A 21,747-nucleotide genomic window follows, 5' to 3' on the forward strand; every position below is an offset into this window, starting at 1 on the left:
CGTCCTTGCGTAAGAACAGGAGGGCGGGACAACCCTCAGTCGGCGTTCACTCTCGCCAAGCGCGGCGAGAGCAGGTGCACGACGGTGATCGCGATCAGATACGTGCTGCCCGCGACGGCGAAGATCAGCGTGTAACTGCCTGTGGTCTGGAGGACGTACCCCGTGAACTTGGCCATCATCATGCCCCCGATCGCGCCGACCGTGCCCCCGATCCCGACCACCGACCCGACTGCGCCACGCGGGAACATGTCCGAAGGAATCGTATAGAGGTTGGCTGAGAACGCCTGGTGCGCCGCCGTCGCCAGACCGACGATCCCGACCGCGAGCCAGAGATTGTCGACATATTGGGCGAAGAAGATAGGCATCACCAGGAACGCGCAGGCCAGCATCGTGATCTTCCGCGCGAAGTTGGCGGAATAACCGCGTTTCATCAGCTTCGACGAAGACCACCCGCCGGCCACGCTGCCGAGGTCGGAGAGCAGGTAGATCGCGACTAGCGGCGGTCCGAAGCTCTTGAGATCGAGATTATAGGTCTTGGCGAGAAAGTCCGGCGTCCAGAACAGGAACAGCCACCAGATCGGATCGATCAGGAACTTGCCGAGTGCGTACGCCCACGTCTCACGGTAGCCGAGCAGCTTGATCCAGCCGATCTTCTTCGCCGGGTCAGCCGGATCGCTCTCGATATGCGCCAGTTCCGCCGGCGACAGCTTGGCCACTTCGCGGGGGCGGCGGTAGATCGCGATCCAGGCGACGAGCCAGACCAGGCTGATCGCGCCGGTGATGATGAACGCCATCCGCCAGCCGAACGCGATCGTGATGATGGGCACGATCAGCGGCGTGATCACTGCGCCGATGTTCGCGCCTGCGTTGAAGACGCCGGTCGCGAAGGCTCGCTCCTTGGCGGGAAACCACTCCGACACGGCCTTGATGCCTGCCGGAAAATTGCCTGCCTCCCCTAGACCAAGCACGACGCGGGCGGCCGAGAACTGGAACGCGTTGCCGGCGAATCCACACAGCGTGTGGCCGAGCGTCCAGATCACGAAGGCGACTGAATAGCCGATCCGCGCGCCGAGCACGTCGACGATCCGTCCAAAACTAAGATATCCGATCGCATACGCGGCCTGGAACCAGAAGATGACGTCGGCATAGGTCGTCTCGTTCCAGCCGAGTTCGGCGGAGATGGTCGGCTTCAGCACGCCGATCATCTGTCGGTCGACATAGTTGATCGCGGTCGCAGCGAACAACAGGCTGCAGATCAGCCAGCGATAGCGGCCGATCTTGCCGCCTACTCCTGCGTCACCGATCGCGCCGTTCGCGTCGGGCGCGCCCACCTCCGGCATGTTCATGCTCGCCATTGGCTTCTCTCCTAAAGACAGCCTCTAGCGGGCCTTGATGGTGCAGTGGACGGCGAACCGTCCGTCGAAGCGCGCCTCGACCCGGTCGCCGATCGCGACCGGATGGACGCCGGTGACCGCGCCGGTCGAGACCCATTGTCCCGGCGACAATGCGATTCCGCGGGCGGCCAAGTGTTCGAGCAGATAGCGGACCGCGCCGAACGGCCCGTCTAGCATCGTCGCACTCGTCGCGGCACCGATCAAGGCGTCGTTGATCCACAGCTCGACCGGCCATGCGTTGACGTCGCCCTCGCGCCACCCCTCGGCATCGGCGCCGACGACCAGCCCGTTATTGTTGCCGAAATCGGACACGGTGACGGTCGGCCCGAGCGCGTTGATGCCGGGGAAAGGCGAACTCGCGATCTCGATCCCGACATGCACCGCGTCGACCATCGCGCGGGCTTCGTCGATCGTGTAGGTCGACTTGGCAGGGTGGGATGCGGTGCCGATCCTGAGCAGGAATTCGGCTTCTGCCGCGGCAAACCCTTGCGCGAACACCGGCATAGCGACCGGATCGGCGCTGGCCATGACGATTTGATCGGCGAAGATTGGGCCGGTCAGGCGGTCGATCCCGTCGAGCGGCGGGTTGATCCGTCCGACCTTCCAGCCCGCCACGACGCCGTCCGCGAGCAGCAGTGCCGCGTCCTGCACGGCATAGCCCTCATCGAGCGTGACCGGCACGTCGCCGGGAAACTCGAAAACGACGCCGCCGTCGCGGCGCGCGTCCACGAAGGTCTGGGCGATCCGTGTCGTGTTGGTCGTGTTCGGCTGTGCCGCCAAGAACCCCTCCTGTAATGTCGTTCTATTTTTTCGAAGCGTATGGGAAACCGGTGTCATTGACAAGTCGACTTGCTCAGCCCGCGAACAACGACGTCCAGTCTTCGTTGTGAGCGTCGTTCGCGGCGCGGCCGAGCGCGGCCATAAGCGCAGCGTCCTCAAGCACTTCGCGAGGGATGCCAAGGCCTTCGTCCGTCAAGCGCGCGACGATTTCCGCCGGGCTGCCCTCGAATGCGAGTATGGCCAGCCTGTTGCCGGCGGGGTCGACGATCGGCTGTCCACTGCGCGATCGGCGGATCAGGAACGCGGTCCAGGCGCCGAATGCCGCGACGACGTGCGTCGGCATGCGTCCGGCGCGGCGGTTGGCGATCAGCGTGTCGCCGAGGCGATAGGGCAGCTTCTGCGAACCGTCCTGTGCGATCTGGTCGAGCCGGTGGACGATTACCGGGTTGCGGAAGCGCTGCAGGACGGCTGCGCGATAGTCCTGGATGTCGAGCCCGTGGACGGGGGGCAGCATCGGGATGATGTCGCGGACGATCATCGCGTCGAGGAACGCGGCGAGTTCCGGGTCACGCATCGCGTCGACGACGCTGCTCGATCCGCGCAACAGGCCGGCATAGGCGAGCGTGGAATGCGCGCCGTTAAGGATTCGCAACTTGGCCTTTTCATAGCCGCCGACATCGGTGGTGACGGCCGCGCCGACGCTGGCGAGGTCGGGGCCGAGCTGGCACCCGATGTCTTCGATGACCCATTGTGTGAACGATTCACGCTGGACCGCGGCGCGATCCTCGACGCCGAGCGTCGAGGCAATGTCGCTGTAGAGCGCGGCGTCGCTCGCTGGGGTGATCGAATCGACCATCGTCGAGGGTATTCGCACCTCGCCCGCGATCCAGTCCGCCAGCGAGGGGTCGGTTCGGGTCGCGAAAGCCAGAAGTGCTGCGTGCAGCTTGGCGCCGTTGCTCGCCAGATTATCGCACGGCATCGGCACGAACGGGACGGTCCCGGCGGCCCGGCGCGCGGCGAGGCCGGCGACGATCCAGCCGACGACGCTGCGCGGAACCGTGGTTCCGGCCAGGTCGTGGACGATATCGGGATGGCCCATGTCGAGCGTGCCATCGCCCCCGAGACAATAGCCCTTTTCGGTCACGGTGGTCGTCACCAGCGCGACCGCCGGGTCGGCAAGCAGCGAGTGGGTCTCCGCCGCGTCCTCAGGCCCGAGGAAGCGGCGGTGCGCGCCGATCACGCGCATCGACGGATCGGCGTCGCGGATCGCAAGCGTATAGAGCCCGTCCTGCTCCGCCAGTGCGTCGATCGTACCGCGCGTCCGCATCGATACCGCCGCGATCCCCCAGCGAGGATCGTGCGTAAGCAGGTCGTCGACATAGGCCGCCTGATGCGCGCGGTGAAATGCGCCGGGGCCGAAATGGACGATGCCGACGCCGCCCGCTGACCGTGCCTCTGGGCTTTGTATGGATGCGGGCAGGGTGGAGAGGTTTGCAAACGACAACCGGTTCACAGCGTCACGCCTCGTTTCCAGATCGCGATCTCGCGTTCGCCGTTGCGTTCGGCGGCGGTCTCGGCGCCCGACGCGACGTCCACGATGCGCGCGAGCAGCGCTTCTTCGGTCGCCGGAAAGCCATCCTCCAGGACGGCGCCCGCATCGAAGTCTATCCAGCCCGGCTTGCGCGTGGCGAGATCGGTATTGGACGCGATCTTGATCGTCGGCACGGGGAAGCCGAGCGGCGTGCCTCGGCCGGTCGTGAACAGGATCGCTGTCGCCCCCGCCGCCGCCAGCGCGGTCGAGGAGACGGCGTCATTGCCCGGCGCCTCCAGCAGCGTGAGCCCATCGACCCGGATGCGCCCGCCATAGTCGATCACGTCCGAGACCGCAGCGCGCCCGGCTTTCTGGACGGCGCCGAGGGACTTTTCCTCGAGCGTGGTGATGCCGCCGACGACGTTGCCGGGCGAGGGATTCTCCGACACCGTCTCGCCGTGATCGAGGAAGTAGCGTTTGAAATCGTTGACGACTGCGACGATCCGGTCGAACACGGGCTCGCTGGCAGCGCGGTTCATCAGCATCTGTTCCGCGCCGAAGATCTCGGGGATTTCAGTCACGAGGACGCGGCCGCCTGCCGAGGTGACACGGTCGCTCATTCGACCGACCAATGGGTTCGCGGTGAGGCCCGACAGGCCATCCGACCCCCCGCATTTGACGCCGAGGACGAGCTTGTCGACACCCACGGTCTGGCGCGATGCCTTCGCCAGCGCAGCGAGTTCGGCGACCAGCGCGCAGCCCTCCGCGATCTCGTCGCCACTGGCCTGCGTCGTCAGCGTTCGGATCATGCCGCGGCGGGCCTCCGGGATCGTCGCGAGCAGCGCCCTGATCTGGTTCTCCTCGCAGCCCAGCCCGACGATCAGCACGCCGCCGGCATTGGGATGACAGGCGAGGCTTGCCATGATGGTCCGCGTGCCTTCCAGGTCCTGACCGAGCTGCGAGCAGCCGTGCGGATGCGTGAAGGCGTGGACGCCGTCGACCGTATTACCGACCAGTGCTGCGGCCTTCGCGGCGATACGCTCCGCGGTGCGCGCGACGCAACCGACGGTCGACAGGATCCAGATTTCGTTACGCGTGCCGACAACGCCGTCGGCGCGGACATAGCCTTCGAATGTCGCAGTAGATGCGACCGGCGGCGATGCAGAGTCGACCGGATCGAACCGGTAGGCGAGCGTGCCTTCGAGCCCGGTCTTGAGATTGTGCGAGTGGACGCACGCGCCGGGGGCTATCGGCTGCGTCGCGGTGCCGATCGGAAAGCCGTACTTGACCACCGGATCGCCCACTGCGATCGGAGCGAGCGCAACTTTGTGGCCACGCCCGATGTCGGCGGTCAGGATCAGGCTAGCGGCGTCGACGCCCTCGCCGACCGTCACGATCTCGCCCGCCAAGGCATCGTCAAGCAGTGTCGCGACGCCGTCGCGCGGATCGACCCTCAGAGCAGTCGCCATCGCATCCTCTTCTATCGGTAACCGGTGTCAGCATTATGCGACGGCCCAGGCTTTTCCGCAAGACGGCTGGGTCGGGTCGGGCTATGTCGTCTTGATGCAGAAAACCGGCCAGCCGACGATCAACGACGTTGCCCGGATCGCCGGGGTTTCCAAGAAGACGGTGAGCCGGGTGATCAACCGATCGCCGCTGCTCAACGACGATACGCGCAAGCGGGTAGAGGACGTGATCGGCGAGTTGGGCTACATTCCCAACCCGCAGGCACGGGCGCTGGCGCTTCGGCGAAATTTCCTGATCGGACTCGTTCACGACAACCCAAACGCTCAGACCGTGCTGAACGTGCAGCAGGGGATGCTCGAGGCGTTGCAGGGGACCGAGTTCGAGATGGTTGTACGACCGCTCGATCGCGGATCGGCGACGATGCTCGACGACCTCCGCCACTTCCTCGAACGGCAGCGACTTTTCGGGGTGCTGTTGATGCCACCGGTCAGCGAGAATGATTCCGTCGCCAAGCTCTGCGACTCGATCGGCTGTCGGTATGTCCGGATGGGCTCTGCGGTGATCGACGATACCGATCACATGGTCGCGTCGAACGACCGTGAGGCGGTGCGCATCGCGACCGAGTATCTGATCGAACAAGGGCATCGCCGGATTGGTCTGGTCGCCGGACCGCATGGATTTCGCTCGGCGCGCGAACGACGCCTGGGGTTCGAGGACGCCTTGGCTGCAGCGGGGATCTCCCTGCCGCGCAGCATGATCGCGGACGGCAACTACACGTTCGAGTCGGGACTGGTCGCGGCGGAGCGGTTGCTTGACGTGATGCCCCGACCGACTGCGATCTTCTCGTCCAACGACGAGATGGCGGCGGGGATCATTCACGCTGCGCGGCAACGTGGGCTCGACATTCCAGGCGACCTGTCGATCATCGGCTTCGATGATACGCCGATCGCCGCGCACGTCTGGCCGCCCCTGACCACCGTGCGTTGGCCGATAGCATCGATGGCACGCTCGGCCGCTTTGAAGTTGATCGCAGGGGTCGGTGACGGCAGCGATCTGGTCGAAGAGCCGTCGCTGTTCCTCTCGACACTGATCCGGCGCGCCTCGGTTTCACCGCCGGCCGGCACCGAGACCCGATGAACTGACGGGATTGAATGTTGCGCAATCTGCTGACACCGGTTACCAAGTCGGGTGAGGATCGCGCGAAGCGGCAGGGAGGATGGACGATGACAAGGGCTCTGGAACTGCATCCGGACCGCCTTTTTCCGGTGGAGCCTGCGATGCGTGCGATTGCGCGGGCGTTGTACGCCGAAGTGGCGACGTTGCCGATCATCAGTCCGCACGGCCATACCGATCCGACGTGGTTCGCGGACAACGTCAACTGGACCGACGCGACCTCGCTGCTGCTCGCGCCCGATCATTATCTCTACCGGATGCTCTACAGTCAGGGCGTCGAACTGGATGCGCTGGCGATCCCGCGGTTGAACGGCACGCCCGCGACCGATCCGCGTGCGGCGTGGAAGCTGTTCGCCCAGCATTATGCGCTGTTTCGCGGCACGCCGTCGCGGTTGTGGCTCGATCACGTGTTCGCAGACGTGTTCGGGATCGACGTCGCGCTCGAAGCGTCGACCGCGGACCGGTATTTCGACATCATCAGCGAGAAGCTTGCGTCCGACGCTTTCCGTCCTCGCGAGCTGTTCGACCGGTTCGGGATCGAGTTCCTCGCTACCACCGAGGGCGCGCATGACGATCTCGCCGCGCATCGCCGGATCCGGCAGTCGGGCTGGGACGGGCGGGTGGTCACGACCTATCGCCCCGACGGCGTGATCGACGTCGAGCATGAGGCGTTCAAGCCGGCGATGGCGCGGTTCGCAGAACTGACCGGCGAGGACGTGTACGACTGGAAGGGCTATCTCGCTGCGCACCGCAAGCGCCGGGCCGACTTCCGTGCAGCGGGTGCCACTGCCACCGATCACGGGCATCCGACCGCCGCGACCGCGAACCTATCGAACAGCGGGGCGGAGGCACTGTTCGCCAAAGTGACGCGCGGCGATTGGACGTCGGCCGACGCTGAACTCTTCCGCGCACAGATGCTGACCGAGATGGCGGCGATGTCGGTCGAGGACGGCATGGTGATGCAGATCCATCCCGGATCATCGCGCAACCATAATGCCGGGCTGTTCGCGAGCCATGGCCGCGACAAGGGCGCCGACATCCCGACGCGGACAGATTACGTCCATGCGTTGAAGCCGTTGCTAGACCGTTTCGGCACCAGCACGCGGCTGTCGATCATCCTCTTCACGCTCGACGAAAGTACGTATGCACGAGAGCTGGCGCCGCTTGCCGGGCATTATCCGTGCCTCAAGCTCGGGCCGTCGTGGTGGTTTCACGACAGTCCTGAGGGGATGCGTCGGTTCCGCGAGATGACGACCGAGACCGCCGGGTTCTACAACACCGTCGGGTTCAACGATGACACGCGGGCGTTCCTTTCGATCCCGGCGCGGCACGATGTCGCGCGGCGGATCGATTGCGGGTTCCTAGCGCGACTGGTCGCCGAGCACCGCCTTGCCGACTGGGAAGCCGCAGAACTCGCGCATGAGTTGACCAGCGGCCTCGTGCGTCGTGCCTACCGTCTCGACGAACCTCTTTTCGCTGCGCAAGCGGCCTGACCGGAGTCCCTTATGTACGACCGCACCTACTACGCCACGCATCCCGACATGATGGAGTGCGTCTCCAACGACGAACTGCGCGACCGCTACCTGATCCAGGACCTGTTCCGCGATGGCGAGTGCGTACTGAACTACACGCATGCCGAGCGCTTCGTGATCGGCGGCGTCGCCGTTGCGAGCGGTAGCGTGAAGCTGCCCGACCAGGCCGAGCCGGCGTCTGCGGCAGGACACCCGTTCCTCGAGCGGCGCGAACTCGCCGTCGTCAACGTCGGCAAGGTCGGCGGCACCGTCACGGTCGACGGCGAGACGTTTACGCTCGGCAACAAGGACTGCCTGTACGTGACGATGGGCGCGAAGGACGTCCAGTTCTCGGGCGACGGCGCGCGCTTCTATCTGGCGTCGTGCCCGGCGCACAAGGCATTCACGACGCGTGTGATCTCGGTTGGCGATGCCACCACGCTGGAGCGGGGCAGCCTCGAGGACTCGAATGAGCGGACGATCTATCAGATGGTCATCCCCGGGATCTGCGACAGCGCGCAGCTCGTCATGGGGCTGACGGTCCTGAAGCCCGGCTCGGTTTGGAACACGATGCCGCCGCACATCCACGAGCGTCGCAGCGAGATCTATTTCTACTTCGAGCTCGACGATCTCGAGAAGGACCGCGTGTTCCATTACATGGGCGAGGGCGAGGCGACCCGGCACATCGTGATGGCGAACGAGGAAGCGGTGATCAGCCCGCCCTGGTCGATCCACATGGGCTCGGGCACCAAGGCCTATGCGTTCATCTGGGCGATGGCGGGCGAGAACCAGGATTATACCGACATGAACGTGCTGGATATCTGCCAGCTGGCGTGATGAATTCCCCCTCCTGCGTGCGGGAGGGGGCTGGGGGTGGGTGCCCACTCACCACCATCGATCCGCTTAAGGAAAGCGCGAGCCCACCCCGGCCCCCCTGTAAGCGGGGGGAGGAGAAGAGCATGACGAATCCCTTCGATCTGACCGGCACGGTCGCCGTCGTCACCGGTGCGAACACCGGCATCGGCCAGGCCATCGCGGTTGCCCTTGCAGCCGCAGGCGCCGACGTGGCGTGTGTCGGACGCACGCCTGCCGAGGATACCGTCGCGCAGATCCGCGCGCTGGGGCGCAAGGCCGAGATCGTGTCCGCGGACCTTTCGACGATCGAGCCTGTCCAACGCGTCGTCGACGAGACGGTGAGCAAGCTTGGCAGGCTCGACATCCTCATCAACAACGCCGGGATCATCCGTCGCGCTGACGCAGTCGATTTCACCGAGGCGGACTGGGACGCGGTGATCGACACCAACCTGAAATCGGTGTTCTTCCTCTGTCAGGCGGCGGGGCGACACATGGTCGCGAATGGCGGGGGCAAGATCGTCAACATTGCGTCGATGCTGACGTTCCAGGGCGGCATCCGCGTACCGAGCTATACCGCCTCCAAGTCGGGCATCGGCGGTCTTACCAAGCTGTTGGCGAACGAATGGGCGAGCAAGGGCATCAACGTCAACGCGATCGCGCCGGGCTACATCGCCACGAACAACACGGCCGCTTTGCAGGCCGACGAGGAGCGCAACGCGTCGATCCTGGGGCGCATCCCGGCGGGCAAATGGGGCGACGCGTCCGACCTCGGCGGGGCGGCGGTGTTCCTTTCATCGGCCGCGGCGAAGTATGTCCAGGGTCATATCCTGGCGGTCGATGGCGGCTGGCTGGCGCGCTGAAGATCCTCCCCGGTACTGGGAGGATTAGGTGAAGGGGTGATATGAGCAAGTTTCTGGCGTTCGGCGAGATCATGCTGCGGTTGTCGCCACCGGGGCGCGAACTGCTGCTCCAGACGCCCAAGCTTGACGTGTGGGTTGCCGGCGCCGAGGCCAATATCGTCACGCAGCTAGCGCGGCTCGACCACGATGTCGGCATGGCGACGATGGTTCCCGACAACGACCTTGGGCGTGCTGCGATCACCACGCTGCGGGGACACGGGGTCGACACGTCGACGGTGACGCTCGGCGGCGAACGGATGGGGCTGTATTTCGTGACCTCGGGCGCAGGGTTGCGCGCGACCGAAGTGATCTACGACCGTGCCTGGTCGTCATTTGCCGAAGCACCGGTGAGCGCCTGGGCCTGGAACACGCTGCTGGCCGGCGTCGATCGCTTCCACTTGTCCGGTATCACGCCGGCGCTTGGCCCCGTCCCTGCGGAAAGCGCACTCGCTGCCGTCGAGGCCGCGACCGAACGCGGCATTCCGGTGTCGTTCGACGGAAATTGGCGTGGGAAATTGTGGGAGCGGTGGGATTCCGATCCGCGCGCGATCCTGACCAAGCTTGTCGAGCATGCCGACCTGATGTTCGGCAATCACCGCGACATCGCGCTGCTGCTCGGACGCGATTTTTCGGGCGACGCGGAGGATCGGCGACGCGAGGCGGCGGTGGCGGCATTCGACGCCTTTCCGCGGTTGCAGACGATCGCGTCGACCGCGCGGCATGTCGAGCATGTCGACCTCCACCGGTTGTCTGCCCGCATCGATACGCGTGCAGAGCATGTCCAGACTGACGAGGTCGTGCTGGCCGGCATCGTCGACCGGATCGGTGGCGGCGACGCGTTCGCGGCGGGCGTGCTGCACGGGCTGCGCACCGGCGCGGACATCGGCGAGGTTGCGCGGATCGGCCTTGCGCTCGCGGCGCTGAAGCATTCGCTACCTGGGGACGCCAGCCTGTTCCGGCAGGCGGATATCGATGCGTATCTCGCTGGTGGCCTCGATGTCCGCCGTTGACGGCTGGACGCGGCGCTCGGCGCTTGGTGCGGGCGCGGCGACTTTGATCGCGGGCGCCGTGCAAGCCACGGTGCCGCTTGCGCCCGTCGAGGTACGATGCGCTGCCGGCGCGTTCGTCGGGATGCCACTCGGGCCGGGGAGCGACGGCGTCACGGCGTTCAAGGGCATTCGCTACGGTCGCGCCAAGCGGTTCCGCGCGCCCGAACCGATCCCGCGCGCCAGCGAGCCGGTATCCTCCTTTGCGTTCGGTGCGGTATGTCCGCAGTCAGGACCGTACGGGCCGCAATCCGAGGACTGCCTCTTCCTCAACATCTGGACCGCCGCCGCCGACCCGCGCGCGAAGAACCCGGTGATGGTCTATATCCACGGCGGTGCCTATTCTAACGGTAGCGTCACCGATCCGCAGAACGACGGGCAGGCGCTGGCGGCACGAGGCGACGTGGTCGTGGTGACGGTCAACCACCGCCTTAACGCGCTCGGCTATCTGTATCTCGCGCGGCTCGATTCCCGGTTTCCTGATAGCGGCAATGCGGGGCAGCTCGATCTGATCCTCGCGCTCAAATGGGTGCGCGACAACATCGCGGCATTCGGCGGCGATCCAAGCCGGGTGATGGTGTTCGGTCAGTCGGGCGGGGGCGCGAAGATCGCGACGATGATGGGCATGCCCGCCGCTGCCGGCCTGTTCCACCGCGCGGCAACGATGAGCGGCCAGCAGGTGACCGTATCGGGTCCGCTGAACGCGACGGCCCGTGCGCGCGCATATCTGGCGAAGCTGGGCGTAGCCGAGACCGATCTGTCGCCATTGCTGACACTGCCGGTCGAGAAGGTGGTGGAGGCGCTGGGCGCTACCGATCCGATCATGGGCGGAGGGGTGTATTTCGGCCCGGTGCTGGACATGACCTGGCTGACCCGCCACCCATTCTGGCCCGACGCGAACCCGCTCGGCAACCGCATTCCTATGCTGCTCGGCAATACGCATGACGAGACACGTGCGTTCATCGGCATCGATTCGCCAAAGGTTCGTGGGCTCGACTGGAGCAACGTCGCGACGCGAATGGCACCCGAGCTACGGATCGACATCCTGCCCGAATGGGTGGTGGCTCAGTACCGCGCGCAGTATCCGGATTGGTCGCCGACCGACGTCTTCTACGGAGCGACGACCGCCGGCCGCAGCTGGCGCGGCCAGGTCATCGAAGCCGAGGCTCGCGCCGACGCGAAGGCGCCGGCCTGGGTCTACCAAGTGGATTTCGCATCGCGGACCGAGCCTCGACGCGGGGCGATGCACACGATGGACATCCCCCTGGTGTTCGGCACGCTGGGTGCAGAGGGATCGCAGACGGGCACGGCAGCGGATGCGCGCGCGGCATCGAAGGCAATGCAGGACAGCTTCGTCGCGTTTGCGGTCACCGGGAATCCCAACCATGCGGGTGCGCCGAAATGGCCGATCTACGATCGTGCAGCGCGATCGACGATGATCTTCGACGCGCGGTCTCGGGTCGAGGCCGATCCACGCTGTTGGGAACGCGAGCTGTTTGCGCGCGTGCCGTACATACAGCCGGGGACCTGACGCTATTTGCGGGGGATCGGATAGGCGATGATCAGGACGAGCGGACCGGCGCCGGTTTGGCGGATGCCGACCGTCTCGCCATCGAACAGATAGGCCGTCATGCCAGTCCGCAGGTCTTGCGTAGCCCCGCCGGAAGAGACCGCGCCGGTGCCAGATACGACATAGTAGACCTCGTCGTGCGCGATCCGGTGCAGTCCGATCGCGCTGCCTGAGTGCAGGATGCGTTTGCGGAACTCCATCGTCCGGCCGGTCACTCCGTCGCTGATCCGGTAGGCGGTGCTGGATCCGATTGCACCGTGTGGCGTGGGCTCCTCGCGCATCGTTGCCGCCTCGTCGACGATGACCATCGCGCGGGACGCAGGTTTCTGGGCAGCACTCGCCGCGCAGAGGAAAGCGCTGATCGCGATGGCTGTGATTGCTGCCCGTGACATCCATGCATCTCCTGTTTCGTACGATGTGGGACGCGGCATGTTGACACGTCAAAATTCATGCGACATTGTTCTGACACCGGTTACCTAGGCACGCAAGGGACGGGGGAAGGACCTGCAAGAGCTGGCCTTTCGGGAGAGGATCGGGTGTCCCCGTCGCACGATACGGGTCCAACTCTCCAAAACAGTCAGGTCGGCGGCGCAATGACGACACGTCGACCGCGCAACCGGTGTCATCGGCAACGGCCGAATGGGGAGTGGAAGCAATGGAAGTTCAAGCATCGGCAGCGATTCGGCGAATGGGCTGGCTTGGCGGCGTGTCCGCCGGCAGTTTGGTCCTCGCGCTCGTACTGCCTTCGATCGCATCGGCGCAGGCCGCACAGATTCCCAACAGCGTGACGCCAGGAACGCCTGCACAGGTCGATCCGTCGCCCGCGCAGACCGCGGTCGTGCCACAGGGCGACGTAGCCGATCCCGCAGCAACGACTGCACCGCAGACCGGACCTGAAACGGTGCCCGCCGAAGGCCAGACCGCCGAGATTGTCGTCACGGGCTTTCGCAAATCGCTCGACGCGGCGCTCAACGTGAAGCGCCAATCGGTTTCGGCGGTCGACGCAATCGTCGCCGAGGACATTGCCAAGTTTCCCGACCAGAACCTCGCTGAATCACTGCAGCGCATTCCCGGCATCTCGATCCAGCGTGACGCGGGCGAGGGGCGCGCGATCACCGTTCGCGGCCTGGGCGCTCAGTTCACTCGCGTTCGGGTCAACGGCATGGAGACGGTCGCCACCTCGACCGACGGCGCGAGTTCGAATCGCGATCGTGCGTTCGATTTCAACGTTTTCGCGTCCGAGCTGTTCAATTCGATCGTGGTGCACAAGACCGCCGAGGCCTCGCTCGACGAAGGCTCACTCGGCGCGGTGGTCGATCTGAACACGGGCAACCCGCTCGGCGGCAAGATCGGCTTCACCGCGGTCGGCTCCGCGCAGGCGAGCTACAATGATCTCAGCAAGAATTTCGGACCGCGCCTCGCTGGGTTGCTGTCGTGGAAGTCGGCTGACGGGACGTTCGGCGTTTCGGCGTCGGCAGCGTATTCGAAGACAAACAATTTTCAGCTCGGTAACAACAGCGTGCGCTGGGCGCAGGGCGTGTTCGACTCGGTCGACGGAACGCGCTGCTTCACCACACCGAACCGCGGCGGCGTCTATGTTCCGAGCGCCGCCTGCACGAGCGCCGCGCTCGCCTTCCATCCGCGCATCCCACGCTACGGGACGATCCGCCACGAGCGCGAGCGGCTGGGGATCACCGGCAGCGTGCAATGGTCGCCGACCGATGCCACCAAGATCTCGATCGACGGCCTCTATTCGCGGTTCAAGGAAACCCGCGAGGAGAAGTGGGGCGAAGTCCTGCTGCGCTCCAACGAGCGCTCGATCGACATCAGCAACTACGCGATTGATGCGAACAACAACCTGATCAAGGCGACGCTCAACGACGCTTGGGTCCGCACCGAGCATTATGTGCGCGATTCCAAGACAGAATTCTACCAGATCGGCGGCAGCTGGGATCAGGATGTCAGCGACACTTTCCGCTTCACGCTGATGGGCGGCGTTTCGAAGTCGGATGCGACGATCCCCGTCGAGACGACGTTCGTCTTCGACGACCGCGACGCGCAGGGCTATAGCTACGACTATACCGACATGAAGCGGCCGACGCTCACCTTCGGCACCAGCGTCACCGATCCGGCCAATTTCCAGCTCGCCGAGATCCGCGATCGTCCATCGCAGACGATCAACAAGTTCCGCACCGCGCAGTTGCGGACCGAATGGGACGTGACCGAGGGGTTCCAGATCAAGGCGGGTGGGCTGTACCGCAAATTCACCTTCGATACGGAGGGCTTCTCGCGGGACACGGTCGTCTGCCCGAATGCCGGCGGACGCGATCTGGTGCTGGGAACGCTGACCTGCTCGCCCTCCACGCAGTTCGGGCCTACCGCGGTGTACGGCTTTCCGGCGGGGAATCTCGGCGAGCTGTTCAACATCGGCAATTCTGGCCAGCCCGCGGGCACTACGACCAGCTTCCTGATCCCCGATATCGATAAGGCAGCGGCGTTTACTGGTCTGTACGGGCGGACTCCGACCGTGCTCGTCGGCGATACGCGCAGCGTGTCCGAGCAGGTGACCGGCGGCTACACCGAGTTCAACGTAAAGGGCGACATGTTCGGCCTGCGCTACGCCGCAAATGCGGGCGTGCGCTATGTCCGCACCAAGCAGCGCTCGACCGGGCTGTCGTCGGCGACCGCCGCCGGCGTCACCGTGAACACGCCGGTGACGGTCGGGCGGAGCTATGACGATTGGCTGCCCGCGATCAACGTGGCGCTGTTCCCAACGGAAGACGTGATCATCCGCGGGGCGATCTCCAAGGTGCTGACGCGGCCGAGCCTGGGCAGCCTGACCCCGGGTGGGTCGGTCGACGGCTTCAATTACCGCGTGACCTTCGGCAATCCGCAGCTTGATCCGTTCCGCGCGACCGCGTTCGACATCTCGGCCGAATGGTATTTCGCGCCGCAGTCGATCTTCTCGGTCGCGTTGTTCAAGAAGAATGTCGAGAGCTTCCCCGTCACGCAGACGCGGAGCGGGACGTTCGCGTCGACGGGCCTGCCGCTTTCGGTGATCCCGGCAAGCTCGCCAGCCGCGCAGCAGCCCGAATTCCAGGAATGGCAGATCAACTCGCCCGTCAACGGCACGGGCGCATCGCTCAAGGGCATGGAGATTGCCCTTCAGTCGACGTTCCGCTTCCTGCCCGGGTTCCTAAAGAATTTCGGCGTGCTGGCGAATGCGACGTTCGTGGATTCGAGTGCCAGCTACTCCCAGGGCGGTCCGGCGACGACGATCACGCAGCCGGGCGGCGCGCTCGGCTCATTGCCAAATACGACCCGCACCGCGACGCTCTATGGCCTTTCCAAGCGCGCCTATAACGGCACGCTGTATTACGAGGATGCCAAGTTCAGCGCGCGCGGATCGATCAGCTATCGTAGCCCATATATCGATGGGGCATCGGCGACTGGGAACCTGTTCGAGGGGTATAATTCGTCGCTGAACGTCGATGCGTCGATGCGCTACAAGCTGACCCCGGCGTTGGAGCTGTCGGTCGAGGGCACCAACCTGACCGACAATTTTCGCAGCCGGTATACTGATCTCGACGCAAACCGGAATTACGAGAACAATCACTTCGGCCGTACCTTCCTCGTCGGCGCACGCTTCAAAATGTAAGCCGCGCCGGGCATGGTCTCTTCTCTCCTCGGGCGCATTCCTCACGGAGTGCGCCCTTTTTTAATGGGCCGAAGCGTATGATCGATCGTCGGAGTGCAATCCTGGGTTCGCTGGCCGTCGGTCTGTCGGCCAGCGGCGATGCGCAGACTCCGCCGCCCGCCCAAGTCGGTGGCCGGTGGCCGCGGCAGCCGGACCCGACAGAAACGATCGACCTCTGGCCAGCCGGAGCGCCGGGTGCGCCGCGGAACTTGCCGGTCGAGATCGTCGAGGACCGGGCGACCGGTGCCGCGGCTACCGATCGCGCCGTCCACGGTATCGCCCGCCCGCGCATGGTCGTGTTCCGGCCCGCCAAGCCGAACGGATCGGCGGTGCTGGTGATGCCGGGCGGCGGTTATGTCCGGATCGTCGTCGACCGCGAGGGATACGAGATCGCACGCCGGCTGGCGGATCGTGGCTGGACTGTGTTCGTACTGTTCTATCGGTTACCCGGCGATGGCTGGGCGGCTGGGCCGGACGTTGCCTTGTCCGATGCGCAACGGGCGATGCGGCTGATCCGCGCACGCGCCAGCACATACGGGATCAAATCAGATCGTGTCGCAGCGATGGGGTTCTCGGCGGGAGGCCATGTCTGCGGTGACTTGGCGACGAGGTTCGCGCAGCCAACCTACACGCCCATCGACGCTGCGGATCGAAGCAGCGCACGGCCCGATGTCGCGGCGCTCATGTATGCGGTGCAATCGATGACGCTGCCGCTCGCGCATCCCGGATCGCGCGCGCTGTTGCTCGGAGCCTCACCCACGCCGGCCCTGGAGAACGCGCATTCGACCGCCTCGAACGTGACGTCGGCGACGCCGCCCTGCTTACTAGTCCACGCCGAAGACGACCGGAGTGTCGTGGTCGAGAATACGTTGGCGTTTCGAGCGGCTGCGATCAAGGCCGGCGTGGCGGTCGAAACACACCTGTTCGCGACCGGGGGGCATGGCTTCGGCTTGAGCAGGGCGGTCGGCAAGCCAGTCGCGCTATGGCCGACGCTGTTCGAGGAATGGGCGCGCGCGCAAGGCCTTGGGTGAGCGAAGCGCGCCGAGGTCAGAGCGCCTCGTACCGGAAGTCGCGAAAGCGCGCCTCGCCGCTGCCGGCCGAATACAGCCCGGGGCGCAGCATCAGGAACCCGCCACGGACATTATGGTGATAACCCGACACCTCCATGCCGCGATCGAACCGGTGCCAGCTCTTGCCCGCATCGCCGCTGGTATGGATTGCGACGATGTGACGAGTATTCGTGATGCGGATCCGCATGCGGCGTCCGTGCGGATTGGCTGGCCGCCCACGCTCGTTGCCATATTGATGCGTGACGAACCGCCGTTCGTCGAAGCCAAGCCCGCAATACAGCCTATCGTCGTAGAACAGCACGAGCCCCGCCGTGCCACCGGGCGCGGTCTCGACGTCGCATTCGAACCGATACGCCTGATCTCCTGCGATCAGCATCAAAGGCGATGAATCGACTGGCGCCGTGCCGGTGGCCTGGAGAATCAGCGCACCGCCCTCGACACGGGCTCGACTGCGTTCGGCCGGGCCGGGCCGGAAGAAATTCCATTTACTGCCGACTTGCAGCCTGCGAAAATCGTCCGAAAGCGGTTGGCCGTGGGGCACCGCTGCGCCCCCCTTCGGCTTGGCCAGAGGCTTTGACAGATCCCCGCCGGTCATCGCGAACCAGCCATTGGCGGTCCAGCGGATCGGATCGAGCAGCGCCTGCCGGCCGAGCGTCCAATAGCCGTTTTCGAAACCGTGATAGATCGACCACCAGCTGCCGTCGGGCGCCTCGACGAGGCTGGCATGACCGCGCGACCACCATTTCTCGTCTGTGCTGACGGTTCGCACGACCGGGTTGGCGGGGTCGTTGGTCCAGGGCCCGTGAATCGAGCGCGAACGTGCGACGATCACCATGTGCCCGGTCGGTGGTCCGGCGGTGCCGCCGACCGCGGTGATCATGTAGAACCAGCCGCCGTGACGGACGATCTTCGGCCCCTCGGGACTGAAGCCCTCGACGTCCCATGTGTCCGGATACCGCCACGGATCATAGACATGCTCGACCTTGCCGACCGTCGACAGACCGTCGTCGGCGAGCCGGATGCGGTCGCCCCCGGAAAGGAACAACCAACGCGATCCGTCCTCGCCGACCGCGTGGCAGGGATCGATATGGTCGGGCAGCCCGAGGTCTATCGGGTCGGACCAGGGGCCGTCGATATGATCGGCCCAGATGACGTGGATCGCGTTCGGCTTGGCCTTGACCGGGATATACAGGAAATACTGACCGTCATGCTTCTCGAGACTGACCGCCCAGACCGAGCCGATGTTCTTCGTCAGCGCGGCCTTTCGCGGTTGCCAGTTCACCAGGTCGCGGCTGTGCCAGATCGTCAGCCCCGGATAGGAATCGAAGCTGGAGAAGGTCATGTAATAATCCGCGCCATCTTTCAGGATGGCGGGATCGGGATGGTCGCCGGCGATCAACGGATTGAGGAAGCGGCCATCCCCGAGGTCGGCTACGCGCTGGCCTTCGAAACCGCGCCGCCAACCGTCGTCGAAGCGCGACACGCACGCGCCCTGCTTGGGCAGTTCCGCAACGGCGGGCGTAGTCGGAACGAGCGCAGCCGTACCGCCCGCCAATGCCAGTCCAAACGTCTCGCGGCGATTATAGGTCATGCGCTCGTCCTGTTCTGATTTGGCGTCGTGACCTGAATGTCGAGACCGGTCGTTCCAGCATGATGCTGCCCAGGTCGATGGTTGTCACCATCCAGCCGGACAGCACCGAACCATCAGAACGAGAAACGCATTCCCGCCGTGAACTGACGGCCGCTATGCGTCAGCACATTCAGGCGGTTGGTCTCGTCGACGAACTGATCGTTGACCTGATCGGTGAGGTTGATCGCCTCGATGCTGAACTTGAGGTTGTCGGTCAGGTTGTACGACATTTGCGCGTCGACGTTGGTCGTGCCGCTCGTGCCGTTATACGCGTTGCCCTCGGTGCCAGGCACCGCAGTCAGATAGCGCGATCGATAGGCGATCGAGCCGCGGATCTGGAATTTTGCGGTTTCGAAATACAGCGTGCCGTTAGCGGCATGCCTCGAAAGCCCGATCAACGGCGCGATCACCGATGCACCACCGGTCGCCGACGTCAGGTATTGGATGTTCGACGTCACGTGCGTGTAGTTCGCCAGCACGCCGAAGTTGGACAGGAAGCCCGGCAGGAAGCTGAAGGGCTGTTGCACGTTGACCTCGAAGCCCTTGAGCCGGCCACCGCTCGAGTTGACCGGCTGGCTGACGATAAACAGATCGGTCGGTGATGCGCTCGTACCGGCCAGGAGCGAGTCCGGCAGGCCCAGGCTGCTGAACGGAACGGTGGTGCTCAGCGACTGTACGAAGGTGCCGATGTCCTTCTGGAACGCCGACACCGCATAGATCGCGCCGCGCGTCGGATACCATTCGACCGAAACGTCGAGATTGTCCGATTCCGTCGGCGTCAAATCGGGGTTGCCGCTGCTGAACGTACGGTTGCCGCCCGAAACGCTGAGGTTGCCACCCGGTGCGATCGCCGAGATTCCGGCGCGCGCGAGCGTCTTTGCCGCTGCGAGGCGCACCAGCAACGTATCGGTGACGTCCATCACCAGGTTCCCTGACGGCAACCAGCGATGATAGCTCCGGTCCGCGACGACGAGGTTGGTCGCGACGCCCTGTCCTGCGTAGCCGGTCGAGCGCTGGTCGGTGTTGGCGTAGCGCACGCCGACATCGCCGCGGATCGGCAGCCCGCGATCGGCGAAGTTGAACTCCGCCATGCCCCAGCCGCCGATATCGTCCTCACGCACCGTGATGAACGATCCGCGTGCGCTGGCATTGTTCACCCCACCGGTCGCGTAGAGTGGGTTCGAGTAGATCCCGTAGAGCTCGGCGAACTTGGCGAGATCGGGGACGACCCATGCCGTCGGCGTACCGGCTGGTGTGTCGAGCCCCTTGCCGAAGCCTGAGAAGAGCGTCGTCGCCGCGGCGAGCTGTGCGGGCGTCAGCGTCTGCACGACCGACTCGCCCGACAGACGCCGCTGCTCGGTCGAGCTGTAGTCGAACCGGCGCCAGTCGACGCCGACCTTCAGCTTTAGCAAAGGATTGACCGTCCACTCGGCAAACGTCTTGGCGTTGGTGAAGCTGTTGTTGACGGTCTGCGGACGGATGCGGACTTCCGACGTGCCGTTGACGAAGGCGAAGCTGTTCGGGTTGGTCAGGTCCACGCCGGGCTTGATCGTCGGAAACCGCATGCGGAAATCGTAGAAGAAATTGGGCGTGTTGGCCGCATCGATCGTCACGGTCGACTGGATCGGGTTGCTGAACGCCGAATCCGCATAGCCGACGACCGCACCGATCTTGAAATTCTCGCCGAACTTCTGGTCGAGCGTACCGGTGACCTGGTAAAAATCGGTGACCAGCTTGTCGTAGCGCGACTGCGTGCGCAGATCGACGTTGTCGAACGTGCCGCTGATGATGTTGTTGTCGCCGTCCACCACGCCGTCGCGGATGACCGTCTGTGGCTTGCCAGTGCCCGACCGGCTGAAGCTGATCGCCTGCAGCTGCGATTCCTTGCGCGTGCCGTCGAGCCGCGAATAGAGCGCGTCGAGCGAGATCAGCGTCTTGGGGGTAGGCTGGAACTGGACCGATCCTGCCGCACCCAGCCGCTTCTGGAAGATGTCGTAGCTGACGAGGCCGGGAATACGCGGATGGTACAGCCCGGTTACGGGGTTCGGATCGTTGATCTGTGCGAGCGTCTTGCCCGGCAACCGCGACGCGGCGTTGAACCCGGCGTTGAACCCGCCATACGTCCAGCGCGTGATGTTCGCGCCTTCCTCCTTGATCGCACGCTCTTCATACGCGACCGACAGCAGGACGCCGAACCGGCCGTCATCCGACGTCTTGGTGATCAGTCCCGAAATCTTTGGCGTCACCTTCTCGCGCAGGTCGTTGTAGCTGGCGCTCGCCGAGATGACCGCGGTGGCCTTCTTGTAGTCGAACGGGCGCGACGACTGCAGGTCGACGGTGCCGCCGAGCGAACCCTCCTCGACGTCGGCGGTGGCGGTCTTGCGGACCGCGATGCTGTTGAACAGGTCGGACGAGAAGATGTTGAAATCGAACCCGCGGCCACGGTTCACGCCGCCCGAATTATCGGTACCGCCGGTGGTGCCGATCGCCTCCATGCCGTTGATCCGGACACGCGTATAGTCGGGGCCGAGGCCCCGCACTGAGATGTTGCGGCCTTCGCCGTTGACGCGGCTGATCGAGACGCCGGGGATGCGCTGCAACGATTCCGCCAGGTTGAGGTCGGGAAACTCGGCGATGTCTTCCGCCTTGATGACGTCGACGGTCGCGGTCTGCGTGCGCTTGATGTTGATCGCGCTGTTCAGGCTCGCGCGGAACCCGGTCACGACGATATCCGGCGCATCCGCAGCGAGCGGCGCACCGGTCACGTTCTGCTCGGGCGGCAGGGCAGGGGAAGCGGGGGGAGTGTCGGTATCGGTGGTGTTGCCAGCGGCGCGCGCTTCCTTCTGCGCGGTCGTTTCCGGCACGCTCTGGGCGTGGCCCATCGTCGCCAGAGAGCAGGCGACGATCGCGCTCGACATGGCCAACACGGATTTGAAGCTGCGGATCCCAGTCATACTCACTCCCCTAACTCCGGCACGATGTGCCCGCTGCCGGCTTCGTTGGAGCCGGTCTGTCGCAATCTGTGTTAGGCCGGGTGCGGTCGCCTAAGCCAATCTCATTCCGACATCGATCGATGCGAACGATGCACTGATCGAAGACCCGCATAACGCTTCGTTCTCGGATC

15 protein-coding genes are annotated in these 21,747 nt (G+C 65.0%); 8 read left to right on the forward strand and 7 right to left on the reverse strand.

Features of this window, described 5'->3' with window-relative positions; genetic code table 11:
* Nucleotides 1-35 precede the first annotated feature (35 nt).
* From IFT54_RS18790 to IFT54_RS18805, 4 genes are all read right to left on the reverse strand, one after another.
* Entirely contained in the window at nt 36-1,355 is a 1,320-nt protein-coding gene (locus IFT54_RS18790; protein WP_031393785.1) for an MFS transporter, read from the reverse strand.
* A gap of 24 nt (nt 1,356-1,379) precedes the next feature.
* Nucleotides 1,380-2,174 (reverse strand): 2-keto-4-pentenoate hydratase, encoded by a 795-nt coding sequence (locus IFT54_RS18795; RefSeq protein ID WP_244649264.1) that lies wholly within the window; start codon nt 2,172-2,174, stop codon nt 1,380-1,382.
* 73 nt (nt 2,175-2,247) lie between these two features.
* Nucleotides 2,248-3,687 carry a mannitol dehydrogenase family protein gene (locus IFT54_RS18800; RefSeq protein ID WP_192071763.1) on the reverse strand — a complete coding sequence of 480 codons (1,440 nt, stop codon included), beginning with the start codon at nt 3,685-3,687 and terminating at the stop codon, nt 2,248-2,250.
* Nucleotides 3,684-5,174, reverse strand: a complete 1,491-nt coding sequence (locus IFT54_RS18805; RefSeq protein WP_192003751.1) for a UxaA family hydrolase — start codon at nt 5,172-5,174, stop codon at nt 3,684-3,686. The genes IFT54_RS18800 and IFT54_RS18805 overlap by 4 nt, the downstream gene beginning before the upstream one ends.
* 94 nt (nt 5,175-5,268) lie before the next feature.
* On the opposite strand from IFT54_RS18805, the gene IFT54_RS18810 reads away from it, so the two are divergent.
* From IFT54_RS18810 to IFT54_RS18835, 6 genes are all read left to right on the forward strand, one after another.
* A complete protein-coding gene (locus IFT54_RS18810) occupies nt 5,269-6,309 on the forward strand; it encodes a LacI family DNA-binding transcriptional regulator (protein WP_031393789.1) in 1,041 nt (346 codons plus the stop codon).
* Between the two features lie 86 nt (nt 6,310-6,395).
* Nucleotides 6,396-7,838 carry a glucuronate isomerase gene (uxaC, locus tag IFT54_RS18815; RefSeq protein WP_192071764.1) on the forward strand — a complete coding sequence of 481 codons (1,443 nt, stop codon included), beginning with the start codon at nt 6,396-6,398 and terminating at the stop codon, nt 7,836-7,838.
* Nucleotides 7,839-7,850: 12 nt separating this feature from the next.
* On the forward strand, nt 7,851-8,693 hold the full coding sequence (gene kduI, locus IFT54_RS18820; RefSeq protein ID WP_031393791.1) for a 5-dehydro-4-deoxy-D-glucuronate isomerase: 843 nt from the start codon (nt 7,851-7,853) through the stop codon (nt 8,691-8,693).
* Nucleotides 8,694-8,815: 122 nt separating this feature from the next.
* Nucleotides 8,816-9,571, forward strand: coding sequence for a 2-dehydro-3-deoxy-D-gluconate 5-dehydrogenase KduD (kduD, locus tag IFT54_RS18825; RefSeq protein ID WP_031393792.1), 756 nt, complete (start codon nt 8,816-8,818; stop codon nt 9,569-9,571).
* 41 nt (nt 9,572-9,612) lie between these two features.
* On the forward strand, nt 9,613-10,620 hold the full coding sequence (locus IFT54_RS18830; protein ID WP_192071765.1) for a sugar kinase: 1,008 nt from the start codon (nt 9,613-9,615) through the stop codon (nt 10,618-10,620).
* On the forward strand, nt 10,607-12,187 hold the full coding sequence (locus IFT54_RS18835) for a carboxylesterase/lipase family protein (protein WP_192071774.1): 1,581 nt from the start codon (nt 10,607-10,609) through the stop codon (nt 12,185-12,187). The genes IFT54_RS18830 and IFT54_RS18835 overlap by 14 nt, the downstream gene beginning before the upstream one ends.
* Before the next feature lie 2 nt (nt 12,188-12,189).
* Here the strand turns inward: IFT54_RS18835 and IFT54_RS18840 are convergent, their stop codons facing one another.
* Nucleotides 12,190-12,618, reverse strand: a complete 429-nt coding sequence (locus IFT54_RS18840; RefSeq protein WP_446740688.1) for a cupin domain-containing protein — start codon at nt 12,616-12,618, stop codon at nt 12,190-12,192.
* Between the two features lie 263 nt (nt 12,619-12,881).
* Between IFT54_RS18840 and IFT54_RS18845 the strand changes: the two genes are divergently transcribed.
* Nucleotides 12,882-15,884, forward strand: a complete 3,003-nt coding sequence (locus IFT54_RS18845; protein ID WP_244649266.1) for a TonB-dependent receptor — start codon at nt 12,882-12,884, stop codon at nt 15,882-15,884.
* A 77-nt stretch (nt 15,885-15,961) separates the two neighbouring features.
* Nucleotides 15,962-16,954 carry an alpha/beta hydrolase gene (locus IFT54_RS18850; RefSeq protein WP_192071766.1) on the forward strand — a complete coding sequence of 331 codons (993 nt, stop codon included), beginning with the start codon at nt 15,962-15,964 and terminating at the stop codon, nt 16,952-16,954.
* 16 nt (nt 16,955-16,970) lie between these two features.
* On the opposite strand, the gene IFT54_RS18855 is transcribed toward IFT54_RS18850, so the two are convergent.
* Together IFT54_RS18855 and IFT54_RS18860 are read right to left on the reverse strand one after the other, a co-directional pair.
* Nucleotides 16,971-18,584, reverse strand: a complete 1,614-nt coding sequence (locus tag IFT54_RS18855) for a family 43 glycosylhydrolase (RefSeq protein ID WP_192071767.1) — start codon at nt 18,582-18,584, stop codon at nt 16,971-16,973.
* Between the two features lie 113 nt (nt 18,585-18,697).
* Entirely contained in the window at nt 18,698-21,577 is a 2,880-nt protein-coding gene (locus IFT54_RS18860) for a TonB-dependent receptor (protein ID WP_192071768.1), read from the reverse strand.
* Between the last annotated feature and the right edge of the window lie 170 nt (nt 21,578-21,747).

It is taken from the genome of Sphingomonas sp. CFBP 13714 (assembly GCF_014842205.1).
Classification (GTDB): domain Bacteria; phylum Pseudomonadota; class Alphaproteobacteria; order Sphingomonadales; family Sphingomonadaceae; genus Sphingomonas; species Sphingomonas aerolata.